The organism is Streptomyces sp. NPDC093065 (assembly GCF_044754585.1).
In the GTDB taxonomy this organism is placed as follows: domain Bacteria; phylum Actinomycetota; class Actinomycetes; order Streptomycetales; family Streptomycetaceae; genus Streptomyces.
This window is the reverse complement of record NZ_JBIVPJ010000003.1, coordinates 417,151-436,155: the sequence shown is the minus strand read 5'-3', so window position 1 is coordinate 436,155 and position 19,005 is coordinate 417,151. Positions and strand designations below refer to the sequence as shown.

21 protein-coding genes and 1 pseudogene are annotated in these 19,005 nt (G+C 72.7%); 13 read left to right on the top strand and 9 right to left on the bottom strand.

Annotated features, from left to right (window positions below; genetic code table 11):
• The first annotated feature begins 11 nt into the window (after positions 1–11).
• Complete coding sequence (locus ACIQFU_RS07865; RefSeq protein ID WP_402549838.1) at positions 12–830, top strand: siderophore-interacting protein; 819 nt, start codon at positions 12–14, stop codon at positions 828–830.
• 19 nt (positions 831–849) lie between these two features.
• Here the strand turns inward: ACIQFU_RS07865 and ACIQFU_RS07860 are convergent, their stop codons facing one another.
• Positions 850–1,779: a ketopantoate reductase family protein gene (locus ACIQFU_RS07860; RefSeq protein WP_402549836.1), complete on the bottom strand. Its 930-nt coding sequence runs from the start codon at positions 1,777–1,779 to the stop codon at positions 850–852.
• Between the two features lie 50 nt (positions 1,780–1,829).
• Here ACIQFU_RS07860 and ACIQFU_RS07855 point away from each other — a divergent pair, with 50 nt between their 5' ends.
• Entirely contained in the window at positions 1,830–2,444 is a 615-nt protein-coding gene (locus ACIQFU_RS07855; RefSeq protein ID WP_402549834.1) for a CGNR zinc finger domain-containing protein, read from the top strand.
• Between the two features lie 13 nt (positions 2,445–2,457).
• On the opposite strand, the gene ACIQFU_RS07850 is transcribed toward ACIQFU_RS07855, so the two are convergent.
• Positions 2,458–2,856, bottom strand: coding sequence for an alpha/beta fold hydrolase (locus ACIQFU_RS07850; RefSeq protein WP_402549832.1), 399 nt, complete (start codon positions 2,854–2,856; stop codon positions 2,458–2,460).
• A gap of 103 nt (positions 2,857–2,959) precedes the next feature.
• Here ACIQFU_RS07850 and ACIQFU_RS07845 point away from each other — a divergent pair, with 103 nt between their 5' ends.
• Both ACIQFU_RS07845 and ACIQFU_RS07840 read left to right on the top strand, forming a co-directional pair.
• The gene (locus ACIQFU_RS07845) at positions 2,960–3,943 is read left to right on the top strand and encodes a GlxA family transcriptional regulator (protein ID WP_402550031.1); all 984 of its coding nucleotides are present in this window, start codon (positions 2,960–2,962) and stop codon (positions 3,941–3,943) included.
• Positions 3,944–4,075: 132 nt separating this feature from the next.
• Positions 4,076–4,714, top strand: coding sequence for an HD domain-containing protein (locus ACIQFU_RS07840; protein ID WP_402549830.1), 639 nt, complete (start codon positions 4,076–4,078; stop codon positions 4,712–4,714).
• Between the two features lie 45 nt (positions 4,715–4,759).
• On the opposite strand, the pseudogene ACIQFU_RS07835 reads toward ACIQFU_RS07840, so the two are convergent.
• Positions 4,760–4,984, bottom strand: a pseudogene (locus ACIQFU_RS07835) (NAD-dependent epimerase); the annotation flags it as partial.
• Between the two features lie 184 nt (positions 4,985–5,168).
• On the opposite strand from ACIQFU_RS07835, the gene ACIQFU_RS07830 reads away from it, so the two are divergent.
• From ACIQFU_RS07830 to ACIQFU_RS07815, 4 genes are all read left to right on the top strand, one after another.
• The gene (locus ACIQFU_RS07830; protein WP_402549828.1) at positions 5,169–6,005 is read left to right on the top strand and encodes an alpha/beta fold hydrolase; all 837 of its coding nucleotides are present in this window, start codon (positions 5,169–5,171) and stop codon (positions 6,003–6,005) included.
• A gap of 9 nt (positions 6,006–6,014) precedes the next feature.
• Positions 6,015–6,968, top strand: a complete 954-nt coding sequence (locus ACIQFU_RS07825; protein WP_402549826.1) for a helix-turn-helix domain-containing protein — start codon at positions 6,015–6,017, stop codon at positions 6,966–6,968.
• A 169-nt stretch (positions 6,969–7,137) separates the two neighbouring features.
• Positions 7,138–8,214, top strand: a complete 1,077-nt coding sequence (locus ACIQFU_RS07820) for a P1 family peptidase (RefSeq protein ID WP_402549824.1) — start codon at positions 7,138–7,140, stop codon at positions 8,212–8,214.
• Positions 8,215–8,300: 86 nt separating this feature from the next.
• On the top strand, positions 8,301–8,693 hold the full coding sequence (locus tag ACIQFU_RS07815; RefSeq protein ID WP_402549822.1) for a VOC family protein: 393 nt from the start codon (positions 8,301–8,303) through the stop codon (positions 8,691–8,693).
• A 28-nt stretch (positions 8,694–8,721) separates the two neighbouring features.
• Here the strand turns inward: ACIQFU_RS07815 and ACIQFU_RS07810 are convergent, their stop codons facing one another.
• Complete coding sequence (locus ACIQFU_RS07810) at positions 8,722–9,114, bottom strand: MerR family transcriptional regulator (protein WP_402550029.1); 393 nt, start codon at positions 9,112–9,114, stop codon at positions 8,722–8,724.
• Between the two features lie 426 nt (positions 9,115–9,540).
• On the opposite strand from ACIQFU_RS07810, the gene ACIQFU_RS07805 reads away from it, so the two are divergent.
• Positions 9,541–11,046, top strand: coding sequence for a SulP family inorganic anion transporter (locus ACIQFU_RS07805; protein WP_402549820.1), 1,506 nt, complete (start codon positions 9,541–9,543; stop codon positions 11,044–11,046).
• A gap of 34 nt (positions 11,047–11,080) precedes the next feature.
• Here ACIQFU_RS07805 and ACIQFU_RS07800 read toward each other — a convergent pair whose 3' ends face one another.
• Both ACIQFU_RS07800 and ACIQFU_RS07795 read right to left on the bottom strand, forming a co-directional pair.
• Positions 11,081–12,154, bottom strand: a complete 1,074-nt coding sequence (locus ACIQFU_RS07800) for a ferritin-like protein (RefSeq protein WP_402549818.1) — start codon at positions 12,152–12,154, stop codon at positions 11,081–11,083.
• A gap of 195 nt (positions 12,155–12,349) precedes the next feature.
• A complete protein-coding gene (locus ACIQFU_RS07795; RefSeq protein ID WP_402549816.1) occupies positions 12,350–13,171 on the bottom strand; it encodes an inositol monophosphatase family protein in 822 nt (273 codons plus the stop codon).
• Positions 13,172–13,398: 227 nt separating this feature from the next.
• Here ACIQFU_RS07795 and ACIQFU_RS07790 point away from each other — a divergent pair, with 227 nt between their 5' ends.
• The 3 genes from ACIQFU_RS07790 (at position 13,399) to ACIQFU_RS07780 (ending at position 15,317) form a co-directional block, all read left to right on the top strand.
• On the top strand, positions 13,399–13,722 hold the full coding sequence (locus ACIQFU_RS07790) for a hypothetical protein (protein WP_402549814.1): 324 nt from the start codon (positions 13,399–13,401) through the stop codon (positions 13,720–13,722).
• 221 nt (positions 13,723–13,943) lie between these two features.
• Positions 13,944–14,462 (top strand): lytic polysaccharide monooxygenase auxiliary activity family 9 protein, encoded by a 519-nt coding sequence (locus ACIQFU_RS07785; RefSeq protein WP_402549812.1) that lies wholly within the window; start codon positions 13,944–13,946, stop codon positions 14,460–14,462.
• A gap of 111 nt (positions 14,463–14,573) precedes the next feature.
• Positions 14,574–15,317, top strand: coding sequence for a chitinase (locus ACIQFU_RS07780; RefSeq protein WP_402549810.1), 744 nt, complete (start codon positions 14,574–14,576; stop codon positions 15,315–15,317).
• On the opposite strand, the gene ACIQFU_RS07775 is transcribed toward ACIQFU_RS07780, so the two are convergent.
• Positions 15,307–16,536, bottom strand: a complete 1,230-nt coding sequence (locus ACIQFU_RS07775) for an FAD-dependent oxidoreductase (protein ID WP_402549808.1) — start codon at positions 16,534–16,536, stop codon at positions 15,307–15,309. The genes ACIQFU_RS07780 and ACIQFU_RS07775 overlap by 11 nt on opposite strands.
• A 147-nt stretch (positions 16,537–16,683) precedes the next feature.
• Here ACIQFU_RS07775 and ACIQFU_RS07770 point away from each other — a divergent pair, with 147 nt between their 5' ends.
• Positions 16,684–17,256, top strand: a complete 573-nt coding sequence (locus ACIQFU_RS07770; protein ID WP_402549806.1) for a TetR/AcrR family transcriptional regulator — start codon at positions 16,684–16,686, stop codon at positions 17,254–17,256.
• A 48-nt stretch (positions 17,257–17,304) separates the two neighbouring features.
• On the opposite strand, the gene ACIQFU_RS07765 is transcribed toward ACIQFU_RS07770, so the two are convergent.
• Together ACIQFU_RS07765 and ACIQFU_RS07760 are read right to left on the bottom strand one after the other, a co-directional pair.
• Entirely contained in the window at positions 17,305–17,835 is a 531-nt protein-coding gene (locus tag ACIQFU_RS07765) for an ATP-binding protein (RefSeq protein WP_402549804.1), read from the bottom strand.
• 43 nt (positions 17,836–17,878) lie between these two features.
• Positions 17,879–18,874, bottom strand: a complete 996-nt coding sequence (locus ACIQFU_RS07760; protein ID WP_402549802.1) for a helix-turn-helix domain-containing protein — start codon at positions 18,872–18,874, stop codon at positions 17,879–17,881.
• Positions 18,875–19,005 lie beyond the last annotated feature (131 nt).

Genomic DNA, 19,005 nt, shown 5'->3' with positions numbered 1-19,005 from the left:
GCCTTGCCTACATGGCGAAGGTACGACGGCTCACGCCCCAGCACCCGGAGATGTTCCGCGCCCGCGTGGTGCGGACCGAGCGGGTTTCCCCGTCCATGCAACGCGTCACGGTCACCGGGCCGGGACTCGGCGGCTTCCCGTGGCTGGGGTACGACCACTGGTTCCGGCTGTTCTTCCCGCTCCCCCACCAAAGCGCCCTGCGCCTCCCGGAGTTCACCGGCTCCCAGTGGTGGCAGCCGTATCTCGCGATTCCGGAGGAGGAGCGGCCGCACTGCGCCAACTACTCCGTGGCCGACTACCGCCGCCGGACCGCCGAGCTGGACATCGACTTCGTCGTCCACCGCGGGCCCACCGGTGAGATCGAGGGCAGGGCCGCGATCTGGGCCTGTACCGCCGCGCCCGGGGACACGCTCGCCCTGCTCGACCAGGGTGTCCTCTTCGACTGTCCGCACGACGCCTCCGAGGTCACGGTGGTGGCCGACGAGACCGGACTGCCCGCCACGGCGGGCATCATGCGCTCACTGCCCGAGGGCACCGTGGGGCGGCTCATCCAGGAGATCCCCACCGACGGCGACCGCCGCGAGCTGGACGCCCCGGCCGGCATGACCGTCTCCTGGGTCGTACGCGAGGACAGCACCTCGGTGCCCGGCGCGGCCGCACTCCGTGAACTGCACCGGCTGACCCGCGCCGACGCGAGGGGATACGCGTTCGTCGTGGGCGAGTCGACCCTGGCCACCGAGGGACGCAGGCACCTGCACCGGGTGGGCCTGCCGAAGGAGCGCATCACGTTCTCGGGCTTCTGGAAGCACGAGGCGCTGGCGGCGGCCTGAACCGGCGCCGCCGCGCCCGTCAGGACCCGGCAGGGCGGCCGAGGACGTACGGGGCGAGGATGTCGGCCACCGTCCGGTTGCGGGGTGCGGCCACGCCCAGGCGGTCCGCGAGGTCCGCCACTCCCCCGCTGAGCCAGGGCAGTTCGAGGCGGTTGCCCTTGCCCAGGTCGTTGTGCATGGAGGAGGTCATGTCCGCGGGGAGCGTGTCGCAGAAGGCGAGCCGGTCCTCTGCGAAGCCGCTGTCCAGCCGCACTCCCGACGCCTGCGCCACGGCCACCGTCTCGGCCATGACGTCGTACAGGAGTCGTCGGCTGCGTTCGTGGGCGCGGACGACGCCTATGGGCCGGCGGACGGTCGCCGTGGTCGCCGACAGGCCCACGAGGAACACGAACTTCTCCCAGATCGCCCTCTCGATGTCGTCGCTCGCCTCCGCCTCGACCCCGGCGTCGCGGAAGGCGGCGAGTACGGCCCGGGCGGTCTCCGCCGCGCCGGATCCGTAGGGGCCGAGCACGACCTTCTGCAGGGTGCCCTTGTGCCTGACCACTCCCGGCTCCTCGATGAAGGCCGAGATGAAGCAGACACCGCCCAGGATCTGTTCGTCCGTCAGCCGGCCGCGCAGCACGGTGTCCTTGTGCACCCCGTTCTGCAGGGACAGCACCGGGGCCCTGTGCGCCGCCGAGGAGCTCAGTTGCCCCGCGACGGCCTCGGTGTCCCACAGCTTGACGGCGACGAGGACGAGATCGGCGGGGCCGAGTTCGGAGATGCCCGCCACGACGGAGTCGCGCGAGGTGCGCAACTCGCCCAGTGGGCTGCGCACGAGCAGGCCGTCCCGCCGGATGGCCTCCAGGTGCCGGCCGCGGGCCACGAAGGTGACCTCGTGCCCCGCCGCGGCCAACCGGGCCCCGAAGTAGCCTCCGACGCCGCCGGCCCCGATCACCGCGATACGCATGGCTCCGCCCCCGCTCCCTTGGTAACCGTCTGAACGGTTACTATAGGACCATGGCGGTCGAGCGGCACGACACACCCCGCGCAAGAGTCACCGCGCAGGCCCGGGAGCTCCGTTTCGACGCCGGGGCCCTGTGCCTCGACCTCGTGGCTACCGTGGGCCGCAGACCCGTGGCCCCGATCGAGCGGATGGGCGACGCCGCACGCCTCGAAGCCTGGTGCCGTGGCGTGGGGATGACGCTGAAGAGCGGATACGAACCCCAGGACGTCCTGCGGTCGTTGCACGAACTGCGCGCGGCCGCCCACGACATCGCCTCCTGCACCCTGGGCGCGCGCCGGCCCCGGCAGCAGTCGGTCGACCTGGTCAACCTTCGGGCCGGGGCCGAACCTCCGGCGCCACGGCTGGAGCCGTCGGGCGACGGCGAGTGGGTGCCGAAGGGGAGCCGGGCGCTCACCGAGGAGGCACTGCTGTCGCTCGTCGCACGGGACCTGATCGACCTCGTGACCGACGAGGGACGGCGTGCGCGGCTGACCGCCTGCGCGTCCGAGGTGTGCGGGATGCTCTTCCTCGACTCCGGCGGCGGCCGGCCGCGCAAGTGGTGCTCCATGCGACGCTGCGGCAACCAGGCCAAGGCGGCCGGCCACCGCCGGAAGGCGGCGGCCGGCTGAGCCCGGCGCGGGCCTACGACTTCACGAAGGCCAGGAGGTCGGGGTTGAGAACCTCCGGATGGGTCGAGAGCATGCCGTGCGGAAGCCCTTCGTACGACTTCAGGGTGCCGTTCGCCAGGAGTTCGACCGATTTCGGCGCCGCGTCCGCGTACGGCACGACCTCGGCCAGTGCCGCCACGTCGGCGGCGTAGGTGTCCATGTCGTGGCCGCCGGTGGGCTGGTCGGAGCGTCCGTGGCCACGGCGGTCGTGTGCGATCACGCGGTAGCCGTGGGAGAGGAAGAACAACATCTGGTTGTCCCGGTCGTCGGCACTGAGTGGCCAGCCGTGGTGGAAGACGATCGGCAGGCCGTCGCGCGGGCCCCAGTCCTTGTAGAAGATGTTCGTGCCGTCCGAGGTCGTGACCGCAGCCATGGCTGATCCTGCCACTCAGGTGACTGATCCGCGCCGGCCACATTACGCCGGTAACCGGCATACCTTATTTTTCACTCATAATGACCAGATCATGAAGAACCGGATGGCGGAGGAAGCAATGGGAGCGGGACCGCACAGGGTGGGCGTCCTCGTGTTCGACGGCATGAAGCTGCTCGACCTGTCCGGTCCGGCGGAGGTCTTCAGCGAGGCCAACCGGTTCGGCGCCGACTACCGGCTGAGCATCGTCTCGGCGGACGGGGCGTCGGTGCGCTCGTCCATCGGCATGCGGGTCCCGGCGGACACGGACGCGCAGGACGCCACCGCCTACGACACGCTGGTCGTGGTCGGCGGCGACGCCCTGCCCGGCTCCCCCGTGGACCCCGCCCTCGCCGCGGCCGCGAAGGCGCTGGCGGACCGGGCGGGGCGCGTCGCCTCGGTGTGCACCGGTGCCTTCGTCCTGGGCGCGGCGGGACTGCTGGAGGGCAGGCGCGCGACGACGCACTGGCAGCACACCGCCACGCTGGCCCGCCGCTGTCCGGCGACGCGGGTCGAGGCCGACGCGCTCTTCGTGAGGGACGGCGGCATCCACACGTCCGCCGGTGTCACCGCGGGCATCGACCTCGCCCTCGCCCTGCTGGAGGAGGACCACGGTCCCGCCCTGGCCCGCGAGGTCGCCCGCTCGCTGGTGGTGTACATGCAGCGGGCCGGCGGCCAGTCGCAGTTCTCCGCCTCGCTCCAGGGCCCGGCTCCGCGCACGCCGGTGCTGCGGCTGGTCCAGGAGGCGGTGCAGGGCGACCCGACGGCGGACCACGGCCTGGAGGCGCTGGCCGCCCGGGTGCGGGTCAGTCCGCGGCATCTGACGCGCATGTTCCGGGCCGAGCTGGACACGACGCCGATGAAGTACGTGGAGCTGATCCGCTTCGACATGGCCAAGGCCCTGCTCGACGCCGGGCACAACGCGACCGAGGCCGCCACCCGATCGGGCTTCCCGAGCTACGAGAGTCTGCGCCGGGCCTTCGCCCGGCACCTGGGGCTTTCCCCCATCCGGTACCAGCAGCGCTTCGCCACCACCGCGCGGGAGTCGTGACACGCGGAAGCCGTGACGCGCGGCAGCCATGACCGGTTCCGAGGGGTTCATGGCCATCGGTCGGCGGACGCGGCCCGGCCGTCCGGCGCAGGGTGGACAGGACACGACAGGCACTCTCCCGGGAGGACCACCATGACGGAGACCATCGCCGGAATCGACATCCCCGACAGCGCGCTGGCTCGGGAGGCGACCGAACTCGTCCGTGACACGACACCGCCGCTGATCTTCCACCACTCGCGCCGCGTCTACCTGTTCGGCAGTCTCCAGGCCGCCGCCCTGGGCCTGCGGCCGGACCCGGAGCTGCTGTACGTCGCCGCGCTCTTCCACGACACCGGTCTGGTGCCGCCCTACCGGGGCGACGACCAGCGCTTCGAGATGGACGGCGCGGACCAGGCACGGGCGTTCCTGCTGGCCCACGGCGTGCCCGAGGCCGACGCGGGCACCGTGTGGACGGCCGTCGCGCTGCACACCACGCCGGAGGTCCCCTACAAGCTGGCGCCGGAGATCGCGGCGACCACGGCGGGCGTCGAGACGGATGTGCTCGGTCTGAACCTGGCCCGCATCACCCGGGCGGAGATCGACGCGGTCACCGCCGCCCACCCCCGCCCGGACTTCAAGAAGCAGATCCTCCAGGCGTTCACCGAGGGGTTCAGGCACCGTCCGGACACCACCTTCGGCACGGTGAACGCGGACGTGCTGGAGCACTTCGTGCCCGGCTTCCGGCGCACGGACTTCGTCGAGGTGATCGAGAACTCCGCCTGGCCGGAGTGAGCGGCGTGCCGCATGCCCGACGGTCGCGGCGCCCGGGTGCGGGACTCAGCGAAGGATCCTGGCGATGCCCTCTTCGTAGGGGGTGACGGGGAAGTCGGGAAAGCGGGTCGTGAACTTCGAGGCGTCGAAGACGTTGTCGCCGCGGTAGCGCGGCAGCAGCTCCCGGACCTCTCCGAGCGGCCCGACGAAGCGGCCGCCGATGTCGAACACGGCCGGCGGGAGCACGGTGTACCGGATCCGGCGGCCGGTGACCTGTCCGGCCACTTGGACCCGAAGTCGTCGCCGCCCGGGTCCGGGCCTCCGTCCACGCGATGTTCAACGCCTCCCCGGCGATGGCGCGTTCGTCGGCGTGAGTGGGCTGCGCGTCGCCTCGGGCGTCCGACCGCCGACGGTCCGACGCGTCCGGCGACATTTGTACAAGACCCGCGACCCGCGGCGGGCGCAGTGTTCAGACATGAGTCAGTACGACGTCGGTCTTTCGCACGGAATGCACCTGGTCCAGGACGGCCCGCCACAGGCGCCGCCCATGTTGCTCATCCACGGCTCCGGCGCCTCGGGCGCTTCCTGGGGCCCGGTGGTCCCGGCACTGGCCGGGCGCCGGCACGTCCTGCGCGTCGACCTTCCGGGCTGCGGCAGGTCCCCGGCCGCCGAGTCCTACGACGTGCCGCGGCAGGCGGGGCGGCTGGCGGCGCTCCTGGACGACCTCGGGCTCCGCTCCGTGACCGTGGTCGGTCACTCCAGCGGCGGTTACGCCGCCACGGCGCTGGCGGAGCGGCGTCCCGACCTGGTGGGGGCGATCGCGCTGGTCAGCACCGGCCCGGCGCTGGACGCGCTGCTCCCGCAGCCGATGATCCTCCGGCTCCTGCTGGCCCCGCCCTTCGGTCCGCTCCTGTGGCCGCGGCGTACGGACGCGATGCTCCGCAAGGGGATCGACGCGACGGCCGCCCGCCCCGTGGACGTCCCGGCCGACATGATCGAGGACGTGCGGAGCATCTCGTACCGGTCCTTCAGAACGGTGTTGCGCGGGAACACCGCCTACCTCTCCGAGCGCAGCGTGCCCGAGCGCCTCGCCGCCCTCAGCGTCCCGGTGCTGGTGCTCTTCGGTGCCGCCGACCCGCGCTGGGACCCGTCGTCGGCGCACCGGTACGAAGCCGTGCCGAACGCGCGGCTCGAAGTCCTGCCGGGCGTCGGGCACCTGCCTCCGCTGGAGGCGCCCGAAGCGACCGCCGACCTGCTCCTGGGCCTTGCCGCAAGGGGCGTTGACGTCCCGGCCGCCGGCCCCGAGACCTAGACTGGTGACGTGTCGTCCACCGGGGCACCGAACGGGGTGGCGCCCGACTGGTCGAGCGTGCGGGTCGCCGTCCCGCGTCCCTCGGCCAGGCTGCCGGGCATCAGCATGGCCGGGTTCAGCTGGCGGGCGCCCGCCTTCGTGGACATGGCCATGGTCGCGCATCCCTCCGTCACCCTGCTCATCGATCTGAGCGAGGGCGACGGCCTGCTGTACGACGCCCGGGGCCGGCACGGGTACGGCAGCTTCGTCATCGGGCTCGCCCCGGGAGACCTCAGGGCGGCGGGGCGGGTGGGCGAGTGCCTGCAGATCCGCCTGGAACCGGGCACGGCGGCCGCGTTGTTCGGCCCGCCGGCCGGGCTCGGCGGGACGGTGGAGTCCTTCGCGGACGTCTGGGGCCGCGATGCGGAGCGGGTCCGGGACGAGCTGCACGCCGCCGGGCCGTGGGACGAACGGTTCGCGGTCGCGGCACGCCTCCTCCGCAGGCGCACGACGGACCGGCACCCGGTCGATCCGGAGGTGGCACACACCTGGCGGACGACGCTCGGCAGCCGGGGGCGCGTGCGGGTCGACGGTCTGGCCGACGAGGTGGGCTGGAGCCGCAAGCGCCTTTCGGCCCGCTTCCACGCCCAGCTCGGCATCACGCCCAAGCGGGCCGCCCGGCTGGTGCGGTTCGACCACGCCGCCCATCTGCTGGCGGCCGGCCTCCCTCCGGCCACCGTCGCCTCCGAGAGCGGCTACGTCGACCAGTCGCACCTCCACCGGGAGGTCAAGGCGTTCACCGGGCTCACTCCCACGGCGGTGGCCGGCGCACCGTGGCTCGCCATCGACGACGTCGCGTGGCCGGGCTCGTCGCCCGCGGGGAGCACGCGGTCCACCGGGGCCGTGCGGCCCGCTCCGCGCCGGATGGCACCGCCCGGGGCCGCGTGGAATCGTGGATGGACGGCAGACACGGATACACGCTGAGCCGCCCTCCGAAGGAGGCACCCATGTCCTCGAAGCGACGCCGCAAGAAGAAGGCACGCCGCAAGCACGCCGCCAACCACGGCCGGCGGCCCCAGTCCTAGGGGTACCCGTCCGGCGCCTCCCGGGGCACCGGGTCCGGCCTCCGGGCCGGGCGCGTAACGTCCGGCGCATGGAACCACTGGATCATCCGGACTCCCCGCCCGGCGCCTCCGGGCGCCGGGCCCGTGACCTCGGTGTCGTCTTCGGGTCCTGCGGCACCGGGCCCCTGAACGCGATCACCGACGTGCCGGGCGTGCGCGTCGGGCACACCACCGTGCGCCGGCCGCCGGACGTGCACACCGGGGTCACCGCCGTCGTGCCCGACCTCGTGGGGCCGCACACCCCCCTGCCGGCCGGGGTGTTCACCGGCAACGGCTACGGCAAGCTCATCGGCACCACCCAACTCGCCGAACTGGGCACGCTGGAGACCCCTGTGCTGCTCACCTCCACCCTCTCGGCGTTCCGGGTGGCCGACGCCCTGGTCGGCTGGGTGCTGCGGCGGCCCGGGTGCGAGGAGGTGCGGAGCCTCAACCCGGTCGTGGGCGAGTGCAACGACGGCCTCCTGTCCGACATCCGGGCCCGTCCCGTCCGCGAGGAGCACGTGCGGGCCGCCCTCGACACGGCCTCGGACGGTCCGGTGGCCGAGGGGTGCGTCGGCGCGGGGACCGGCACCGTCGCGCTGGGCTTCAAGGCCGGCATCGGCACCGCCTCCCGCACCCCGGACGTGGGGGACCGGCGCTTCACGGTGGGCGTGCTGGTACAGGCGAACTTCGGGGGCACGCTGCGGGTGCTCGGCCGGACCCTCGCCCCGCGGTCCCCGGGCGTCGGGCCGGGCGGCCCCGGCCAGGACGCGGACGTCGGTTCCTGCATGATCGTGGTGGCCACCGACGCGCCCGTGGACTCCCGGCAGCTCACCCGGGTCGCCCGGCGCGCCGTGTTCGCGCTGGCCCGCACCGGCGCGGTCTACGGCCACGGCAGTGGTGACTACGCGGTCGCCTTCGGCACCCGGCCGGACGCCGGTCGCCCGGTGGCCGACGCCGATCTGGGCCTGCTGTTCGAGGCCGTGCTCGACGGGGTCGAGGAAGCGGTGCTCAACTCCCTGCTCGCGGCGCACACGACCACCGGCTTCGGCGGCCGGACCGTACCGGCGCTCCCGGCGGACGCCCTGGCCGGGTTCGGGGCCGTTGCCGGACACGCGGGCCCCTGATACGCAGGTGATGTTCCGGAGGGTTTCGGCCCGCCCGAGCACATCGTGACCCGACGGCCCGGAACCCACACACCGGAGAAGAGCCCATGAAGATCCATCTCACCAGCGTCTTCGTCGACGATCAGGCCCACGCCCTGCGCTTCTACACCGAGACGCTGGGCTTTCTCAAGAAGCACGACGTGCCGGTGGGGGCGGGAGGGGACCGGTGGCTGACCGTGGTCTCGCCGCAGGCTCCCGACGGGACCGAGCTGTTGCTCGAGCCCTCCGGTCATCCCGCGGTGGCGCCGTACCGGACGGCCCTGGCCCAGGACGGCATCCCGGCCGCCTCCTTCGCCGTCGACGACGTGCGGGCGGAGTACGCGCGGCTGCGCGGGCTCGGGGTGCGCTTCGCCCAGGAGCCGGTGGAGACGGGGGCGGTCACCACGGCGGTCCTGGACGACACCTGCGGCAACCTGATCCAGATCGTGCAGGGCCCGTAGCCGCGAGTGCGTCCGGCCGCGTCCCGGTCTAGGGAGCCGTCGCGCTCTCGATGCGGTCGGACAGCGTCGCGGCGAACTCCTCCGCCCGCGCCAGCTGGGTCCGCAGGTCGGCGACCCGCTGCCGGGCCGCCCGTTCGAAGACGCGTACGCGCTCGAGGAGCCGCTCGCGCTCGGCGGCCGGCAGCGGGCCGTCGCCGCGGTCCAGGCGGTCGGTGGCCTCCAGGAGATCCCGCATCTCGTCGAGCGTGAAGCCGAGCGGCTTCATCCGGCGGACGACCATGAGGCGGGCGACGTCGGCCTCCGTGTACAGGCGGAAGCCGCCCTGGGAGCGGGCGGAGGGGACGACCAGGCCGGTCTCCTCGTAGTGCCGGATCGTGCGCAGCGACAACTCGGTCCTGGCCGCCACCTCGCCGATCTGCATGTGCCCGCCGCTCACGCGTGCGCCTTCCTCGTCGCTGGTCCTGCCGCCGCCTCGACGGCTTGGATCCCTACCGTAACGTTAGGGTAGAGTTGCCCGGGTGCCGGGCCACTGTGCCGTTCGGTACTCCAATGGTGCGGGAGACCCGACAAGGTGCGGGAGACCCGGTGCACCATGCCGTGCCGGGGCCGAGGAGGCCCCCGGCGAAGACCGACGCCGGCAGGAGAGCGAGCGCATGCCCATGATGCCCCGCGCCGCCGTCTGCCCACCGTGACGCTTCGCCCCTGAGCGGCGGCCGTCCCCGTCGGGACGCCGTCTCTCGCCCTCGGTCCGCCGCCGCGCGGCCCCGCGCAGGACCGGCCCGGCCCTCGCGCTCCCCCGCACGTCCCCCGCTGCCGGGCGTGCCCGACCACGACAGGTACTTCCCTCTTGTCTGCTCCCGCGCTCTCCCCCGCCGCGCGCCTGCGCGGCCTCAAGCCCGACTGGATCTCCGACCCGAAGGTGTGGCGCACCGAGGTCCTCGGCGGACTCGTCGTCGCCCTGGCCCTGATCCCGGAGGCGATCTCGTTCTCGATCATCGCCGGGGTCGACCCGGAGGTCGGCCTGTTCGCGGCGTTCACCATGGCCGTCACCATCTCGATCGTGGGCGGCCGCCGCGCGATGATCTCCGCGGCGACCGGTGCCGTCGCCCTGGTGATCGCACCGTTGAACCGCGAGCACGGCCTCGGACACCTCGTCGCTGCGGTCATCCTCGCCGGTGTCTTCCAGGTGGTCCTCGGCGCGCTCGGGGTGGCCAGGCTGATGCGGTTCGTGCCGCGCTCGGTGATGGTCGGCTTCGTCAACGCGCTGGCCGTCCTCATCTTCATGGCGCAGGTGCCCGAGATCACCGACGTGCCCTGGCCGGTCTACCCGCTGGTCGGCGCCGGGCTCGTGCTGATGGTGTTCTTCCCGCGGGTGACCCGGGTGGTCCCGGCGCCGCTGGTCTCCATCGTCGTGCTGACCGTGATCACCGTGGCGGCCGGCATCGCCGTACCGACCGTCGGCGACAAGGGGGAACTGCCGCACACGCTGCCGGTGCCGGGGCTGCCCGACGTCCCGTTCACCCTGGACACCCTGACGACCGTGGCCCCGTACGCGCTCGCCATGGCGCTGGTCGGGCTCATGGAGTCGCTGATGACGGCGAAGCTGGTGGACGACATCACGGACACCCCTTCCAACAAGACCCGCGAGTCGATCGGTCAGGGCATCGCCAACATCGTCACCGGCCTCTTCGGCGGCATGGGCGGGTGCGCCATGATCGGCCAGACGATGATCAACGTCAAGGTGTCCGGCGCGCGTACCCGTCTGTCCACGTTCCTGGCGGGCTCGTTCCTGATGGTGCTGTGCATCGTCTTCGGGCCGGTCGTTTCCGACATCCCGATGGCGGCCCTGGTCGCGGTGATGGTGATGGTGTCGTTCACGACGTTCGACTGGCATTCCGTCGCTCCGGGGACGCTCAGGCGGATGCCCGCCGGCGAGATCCTCGTCATGGTGGTCACCGTCGCCGTCGTGGTCGCCACCTCCAACCTCGCCGTCGGCGTCGTGGTGGGCTCCGTCACCGCGATGGTGATCTTCGCCAGGCGGGTGGCCCACCTGGCCGACGTCACCTCGGTGACCGACCCCGACGGCGGCCAGGTCGTCTACTCCGTCACCGGCGAGTTGTTCTTCGCCTCCAGCAACGACCTGGTCACACGCTTCGACTACGCCGATGACCCCGACCATGTCGTCATCGACCTGTCCGCCACCCACGTCTGGGACGCCTCGTCCGTCGCCGCCCTGGACGCGATCGAGACCAAGTACGCGCAGCGCGGCAAGCGGGTCGAGATCGTCGGCCTCAACGAGCACAGCACCGTGCTGCGGGAAAGGCTCGGCGGCACCCTCACCGGCGACCACTGACCCTCCCGGCCGCCCTCACGCGCGGGGCGGCGGCTCACGCGCCCGGCGGGCGGAACTGCGGGCCGTAGGTGCCGGGCCCGCCCGCAATGGCGGTTTCCATCAGCTCGATTGCCGGCGCCTCCAGTGCGCCCATGGTCCGGACGGCCGAACGCAGGGTGCGCGCGTCGCCGTCGGCCCAGGCCGCTTCGAGGGTGCTCAGCACCTTGGCGTAGGCGGCGTCGGACCGGTCGAGGAGGTCCTGGACCCGCTGCGGCGGGTCGGGCCACCCGCCGGCCGGGACGCGGGCCATGGGACGGGCGTCGGGGAAGGGCACGGGGGCGCCGGTGAACCGCCAGCCGTCGTCCTCCTGGCGCAGTTGCCGTCCGTGGTAGATCTCGCCGAAGGCGTAGTAGTGGGCCGGGTAGTCGTCTCCGAAGGCGTCGTCGGGGGAACTGGTGGTGCCCTCGCCCTGTTCCTTGATGATCTCGATCGCCCGCTCGACGCCGTCGAGGTCGGTCACGGGTTCCAGGACGTCGGAGCCGATGTGCTGGGACAGCTGTCCGCGGGCCGACAGTTCGGGTGCCGTGGTCCGGAACGCCTTCATGAGGTCGTCGTAGAAGTGCCCGATGCTGGGCGAGCTGTTGATGCCGCGGGCCAGGGGGTCCTCGGGCGCTTCGATCGCCATCATCACGTCGTGCACGAAGGGCCTGTCGAGGCCGGAGAGGTAGACGTTCACCCCGTCGCGCACCCCGCCCGGCAGCGGGCCGGGGTAGTCGGGGGCCGCGGCCGTGATCCGGGGCCGGCCGCCCACGGCCACCAGCAGGTTGCAGACGACGCCCATGTGGTACATCTCGTCGCCGATGATGCGCCGGATGAGCCGTGCGACGTGGCTGGTGCGGTCCCCCACGGACCACCATCCGCACAAGTAGGGCGGGATCGTGGCGAGTTCGAGCGCCACGGCGACCTGCAGGGCCTCCCGCAGCCAGTCGACACCGCGGCCGCCGTGGGGGACGGCGAGCAGCCCTGCCACGGACCGGCAGCCGGACACGGCGCCTTCCGGCCGCCCGGCCGCCCGCGCGGGTGCGGCGGCCGTGACGGGGACGGCGGCCGTCAGGACGGCCGACGCCATGAAGGTCCTTCGCCCGAGCGGGGCGCCCGTCCCCGACGACTCCTCGCGCACACCAGTCACCCGTACTCCCTCTGCAAGCGACGCCCGCCTCTGACCGAGACGTCCGCATTTCTCCGACGGCAGGCGAAACTAGCAGCGACGAGGCCGTTTCCCGGGCGGGCGGCACCGAGTGGGCCATCCTCTACCCGGTCGGCCCTACCGGCGGCCTCCGGTGCCGGATCCGAGCGGCTCACGGATCAGCGGCAGCAGTTCCCCGTGGATCTCGGCGTCGGCCGCCGCCACCAGCCCCCGCCCCGCCGGGCCGACCGGGGCACCGTCGATTCCGGTGACGACGCAGCCGGCCGCCCGGCACAGCGCGATGCCGGCGGCGAAGTGCACGCTGTCGGTGAGGCCGGCGCCGTCGGTGACGTAGGCGGCGCGTTTCCCGGCCGCCACCCAGGCCAGTGCCGGCGTCGTCGACACGACCCGCGGCCGGAACGCCCGCCCGAACCCGGGGTGCGCGAGCAGGTCCACCGCGCGGAACGAGGGCGCGCCCGGGAAGGGCGGATCGAGGTTCACGTCGACCAGCCGGGTGGCCCCGGTGGGTGCCAGGGGCGTGTCCTGCCCGTCGCGCCGGACCCGGGCCCGCACGCCGTCGGTGTGGTAGACCTCGCCGGCGAACGGGTCGGCCACCGCCGCGGGACCGTCGCGCAGTGCCACGTTGACGGCCACCAGGGCGGTGCCGACGGCGTAGTTGAGCGTGCCACACAGGGGATCCACCAGCCACTCGCGCACCGCGTACGCCGCTCCCCGCCGGCCGCCCTCCTCACCGCATGTCGCGTCCCCGGGCCGAGCGGCGCGGATGACGTCGAGGATCGCCTCCTCGGCCGCCAGGGCGACGTCGGTGGCGAAGTCCCCGCCGCCCTTGTCGATCCGGGTCAACCGCTGCCCGTACCGGGTCCGTACGATCTCCGCGCCGGCCCGGGCGGCGGCGATCGCCACTTCGGTGTCGTCATGGCTCACAGGTGAGTTGATCACGGTGAGCAGGGTAATGGCCCGGACTCCGCCCGCCGCGTGGTGCGGAGTACCGCGTCGCCGGCACGGATGCTCCTGGCCCGGCGACGCGATCTGCCGTCCCGGATCCGCGACGTGCCGGCCGCCGACGCCGACGCGGAGGTGGCCAAGTCCGTTGCCACGGATCCCGGGCTGTCCGAGGGCGTGCTGCGCGCCATGGTGGGGGGCACGGAAGCCGGGTCGCCGCCGAAGTGGCGGCCAACCCCGGTGCCGCTCCGGCGCTGTCGGAGGAGCTCACCGGGTACGCGAGCGCGGCACGCAAAGTGCTCCGCGAGGTCGCGCGGCACCCCCGTGCGTCCCCGGCCCTGCTCGTCCGCCTGGCGGACCGGGACGCGAGACGGGTGGCCGCCGGCCGTCCGGCGCTCCCGCCGCCCGTGCTCCTGGAGTTGCCGGACGACGCCGACCCGCAGGTCGCGCAGGCGGCGGCGAGCAATCCGTCGCTTCCGGGGGCCGTGATGGCGGATCTGGTCAACGTCCGCTCCGCAGGCCCCGGTTCGCAGCCGACACACTCTTGACACGGTCACGTCGACCGCTTGTATGGTCTAGTCCAACAGAACTCGCCGCTCCGTTTGCGGAGTTGAGCCCTGCCGGGGTCCCACTCCCCTGCGAGGACGGTGAGTGCGCGTCACCTTCGCGCCTCCTGGCCCCACCCACGAGAGGCCGTACCCGGCGTGCTCGGTCACCCCCACACATGACCGCGCGCGCCCCGGGACGGCCGGATGTGAAGGAGTTTCCCATGCACGCACGTCGGAAGACCGCTGCCCTGATCGGCGCCGTTCTCGCCCCCGTGGTCGCGGTGAGCCTGCCCGCCTCCTCGGCGAGCGCACACGGCTACATCTCCGACCCGCCCAGCCGTCAGGCCCAGTGCGCCGCGGGCACGGTGTCCTGCGGCGACATCCAGTACGAGCCGCAGAGCGTCGAGGGGCCCAAGGGCCTGACCAGTTGCAGCGGCGGCAACAGCCGCTTCGCGGAGCTGGACGACGACAGCAAGGGCTGGCAGGTCACCCCGGTGTCGAAGACCACGACGTTCTCGTGGCAGCTCACCGCGCAGCACGCCACCAGCACCTGGGAGTACTACGCCGGCGGCCAGCGGATCGCGCTGTTCGACGACGGCGGCGCCAAGCCGGGTGCCGTCGTCAACCACCAGGTGGACTTCGGCGGCCTCACCGGGCAGCAGAAGGTGCTCGCCGTGTGGAACGTCGCCGACACCGACAACGCGTTCTACGCCTGCATCGACGTCAACGTCGGCGGCTGACGGGCCGGACCGGGCGGTCCGGGAGCGACCGCGCGCCTTCCGAGGTGCGCCGTCGCTCCCCCGCCCCTCCCCTCCCCACGCCGAACCTCCCACCGAGCAGGAGTCGATACCGTGCAGCACCGCAAACTCGCACTGCTGGCCGCCACCGGCGCGGCGGCCGCCCTGTGCACCCTGACCATGGCCCCGTCGGCCGTCGCCGAGAAGGCCGAGAAGCCCGCCGCCGGAGCCGCTGCCGCCGAGTTCGTCGTCAGCGAGAGCCAGTTCGACCAGATGTTCCCGAACCGGAACTCCTTCTACAGCTACAGCGGCCTCACCGACGCGCTCAGCGCCTACCCCGGCTTCTCCAACACCGGCAGCGACACGGTCAAGAAGCAGGAGGCCGCCGCCTTCCTCGCCAACGTCAGCCACGAGACCGGCGGGCTGGTCTACGTCGTCGAGCAGAACACCGCCAACTACCCGCACTACTGCGACGACTCCCAGCCGTACGGCTGTCCGGCCGGCAACGACAAGTACTACGGGCGCGGGCCCGTCCAGCTGAGCTGGAACTTCAACTACAAGGCCGCCGGGGACGCCCTCGGCATCGATCTGCTCAACAATCCGGACCTGGTCCAGAACGACTCGGCCGTGGCCTGGAAGACGGGCCTGTGGTACTGGAACACCCAGAACGGGCCCGGCACCATGACCCCGCACGACGCGATGGTCAACGGGGTCGGATTCGGGGAGACCATCCGCGCCATCAACGGCAGCCTGGAGTGCGACGGAGGCAACCCCGGGCAGGTCCAGAGCCGGATCGACAATTACGAGCGCTTCACCGAGGTGCTCGGCGTCGAGCCCGGGGGCAACCTCAGCTGCTAGCGACCCGGGCCGGACGGCCGGCCCCCTCGCGCTCACCGGCGTGCCCGGCCGCGAGGGGGCCGTCGGCCGGTCCGGCACCCGGCGCGCCGAACCGCGCCAGTTCGTCGGCGTCCGGTTCCTCCAGCAGGAACCCGGCGCCGCCCTCCAGCATCCCGGCGATCTCGGCCGAGCGCGGGAGCATCGTCCTCTCGTAGGTGCGCACGGCGTCGTCGACTCGGGCCGATCCGGCGAGGGCGAGCGCGAGTTCGGCGGCGTCGAGCATGGCGAGGTTGACGCCGGTCCCGAGCGGCGGCATCAGGTGCGCGGCGTCCCCCAGCAGGGTCACGCCGGGCGTGTGCGGCCAGGTGTGCGGCACCGGCAGGGCGAAGAGCGGGCGGTCGACGTAGGCGCCGTCGTTGTCGGTGATCAACCGGAGTACCCGCGGTGACCAGCCCGCGTACTCGGCGAGGAGCCGCGCTCGGATGCCCTCGGTGTCCTGCGGCCGGAGTCCGCTCGCCGTCATCCAGTCCAGGGGGACCCGGCGCATGAGGTAGACGCGCATGTGACCGCCGCTGTTGCGCTGCGCGAAGAGCCCCCGTTCTCCGTCGGCCACGTGGGCGCTGCCCCGGCCGACCAGTTCGGCCAGCTCCGGGTGCGCGGAGTCCACGGCGTCGAACCACGCTTCGAGGAAGCCGACCCCGGTGTAGCGCGGCGCGGCGCCGGACACCGCCGCGCGGACCCGGGAGAAGGCACCGTCCGCGCCGACGACGAGGTCCGTCTCCACGGTGCTCCCGTCGGTGAACGTCAGGGTCCGGGGCCCGTCGGCCGGGCCGCTCACCGACTTCAGTGCGCGCCCCCAGCGCACCGTCCCGGCGTCGAGCGAACGCAGCAGGAGGTCCCGCAGCTGGCCGCGGTCGATCTCCGGGCGGGCGGTCTCTCCCTCGGCCGGCAGCCGGTGACCGAGAAGGCGCCCCGTGATGTCGATGCGGCGCTCCTCCTGGCTTTCACACCTGGCGAGCGCGAGGAAGCCCTCGAACAGGCCCGCTTCACGGAGCGCGAGCTGACCGTCCTCCTCGTGCAGGTCGAGCGAGCCTCCCTGATCGCGGGAGGCCGCGTCCGGGTCGCGGTCGTACACCGTCGCCGCGATGCCGTGCTGTTGCAGGACACGTGCGCAGGTGAGTCCTCCGGGGCCCGCACCGATGATGCTGATGCGCGCGTCCGCGGGTGCCGGAGATTTCATGGCGGTTCCTTCCGTCGGCTGGTCCCCCGTGCGACCACCAAAGCAGAAGTGAGTGAGAAACTGCAACTGTTCCAGTTAATGAGTCAGTGTGCTTCCTGCCCTGATTCACTTTCTGTGTGGTTCCAGTCGTGCGGTAGGGTGACGCCCATGCCCGACTCACCGACCCAAGGCCGTCGCGAGCGGAAGAAGGCCGCGACCAGGCAGGCCATCGCCGACGCCGCTCTGGAGCTCTTCCTTGAGCACGGTTTCGACCGCGTCAGCGTCCGTGACGTCGCCGAGAGGGCCGACGTCTCGACGACGACGCTCTTCGCGCACTTCCCGAGCAAGGAGGCTCTGGTCTTCGACCGTGAGGACGAAGTCGACGCCGCGCTGGCCGCCGCCGTCCGGGAGCGTCCCGAGGGTCAGGGCGTGGTCGAGGCGCTGCGCGCCCACGCCCTGAAGTCCTGGGTGCCGATCGTGACCGATCCGCGCCGGGAGAGCTTCACCGCGCTGGTGAACGGCACCCCGGCGCTGCGGGAGTACGGGGAGCGCATGTGGATGCGGCACGCCGACGCCCTGGGCGCCGTGATCGCCGGGGAGCTCGGCCGGGAGCCGGACGACCTGGCGTGCGCGGCCCTGGCCCGGTTCGTCCTGGAGGTGCCCGCCCTGACCACGGGCCGGCACGATCCACGGGCGACCGTGGAAACGGTGTTCGATCTGCTCCTGCACGGGTGGCGGTGAGACCGCTCCCCCGAGCACGTCTGGCCGCTGGGCCAAGCGGATCCCGCCCTACGGTGTCCGCGACCGGGTCGGTCGCTCCGGCGCCGGGAGCAGCGCGCCCAGCAGCCGTCCGCCGGCCGGCGTGAGCGACCACCGCTCGCGTTCGGCGTCGTCGCCGACGAGGGCGTCCGGCGGCACGGTCCCCCGGTGCCGGACGGGGGCGTTCAGGTCCAGGACCGCGAAGCAGCGCTTCCCGCTATCCGTGGCCTCCGCGCCCCGCAGGAGGCAGAGACCGTCGAGGACAGTGAGCCCGCGTCCCCCTTCGGCGTCGGGGCCCGCACGGCGCCGCCGGGGCAGGGCCGGGTTCGTGTCGGACACCTCGACGACGAGGAGGTGCCCGTCCAGGACGACGTCCACGGCCAGCCGTCCCCCCGCGTGCAGCAGGCCGTTGGTGAGCAGTTCCGAGGCCACGAGTTCGAGGCTCAGGCGCTGGTCCTCGGACAGCGGGACGCCCCACGACCGCACGGTGCCGGCGATCCTCCTGCGCGCGGCGCGGACGGTGGCGGGGGCGGCTTCCACGGTGAAGCGAGTTCGAAGCATCGTTGTCTCCTGCGGGGACGCGCACCGTCGTCGTCGACGTGCGTCAGTCGGCTGAGTACCGCTGTGACCGCTCGTGGGGCCCGGCGTCCTCCTGCCGGCTCCAGGCGATTCCGTAAATGCCGGTCTGGCATTTCGCGGGCAGTATGTGGACGCTGTGGGAAGCGTCCAGGCCGAGCGGGCGGATCTCCTCCCGCTCCGCTTCCGAGTTGTGGCGGTAGTACCCGTGCACGGCCGACGGAAGGTGCCGGGGGTGGAAGAAGATGTGCAGGAGATACTGGCGGACCGGGACGGGCAGGGTGCGCTCGTGATGATTCGAGGGCTTCCACCTGGGGCCTATGTCGAGCGTGTAGTCGATGATCGCGGTTTCCCCGCGCCGAAGGGCTCGTCCGAATCCGATGTCGAATACCGCGGAACTGACTTCCTGACGGAAACACAGTGCCTCCAGGCGCCCGCAGTTGACGGTCACCTGCACGGAGGGGGTGCCGGGGTCGTCCAGGTTGTGGTGGGCCGTCAGGTGCCGTACGTCGTCCCCGGTGGCGCGCACGACGTGGTTGACCGTGTAGCGCGCGATGCACCCGTGGTCGTCGAGGTGCAGGGTCTCCGAGACGGAGAGGCTGACGAGGTTCTCGTTGAACCGGTAGGCGTCCGCTCCCAGGGCCTGTTCAAGGGGCGCCCCGGGCCCCAGAACGCGCGAGAGGGCGTCTGGCACGCGGTTCGTCCGGGCCAGCGCCCTGCCGCGGGGACGCCGGTGGGCCAGCAGGGTCTGCAGGGTGCCCGGCGCCAGGTTCAGGATGACCTCGATCTCCGCCACCGCCCGCAGGGACTGCCGGCGCTCGGGCTGGCTGCGGCCCCGCTGCCAGTGGCTCAGCGTCACCGGGCTCACCGAGATGCCGCGTTCGCCGAGGTGGTGGTGGAGACGCTGCAGGGACAGTCCGCGCGCCTTGAGTGCCCGGTGGAGGGCCTGCCCGAAGGTGACCTCGTCCGCGCACAGCGGCTCCTCGGGCCGGTCCGCCTCCGGCTGGTCGTCCCGCTGGTTCATCGTCGGCTCCCTAACGGCTGTGTCGAAGGGGCCGGCAGGACTGCCGCCGCCGGTGAGCGGGGCAGCCCTGCCGTCGTGGATCACCGCAGGGTACGGGTGGTCCACCGGCCGGCGCGGCACCTGGGGAGAGC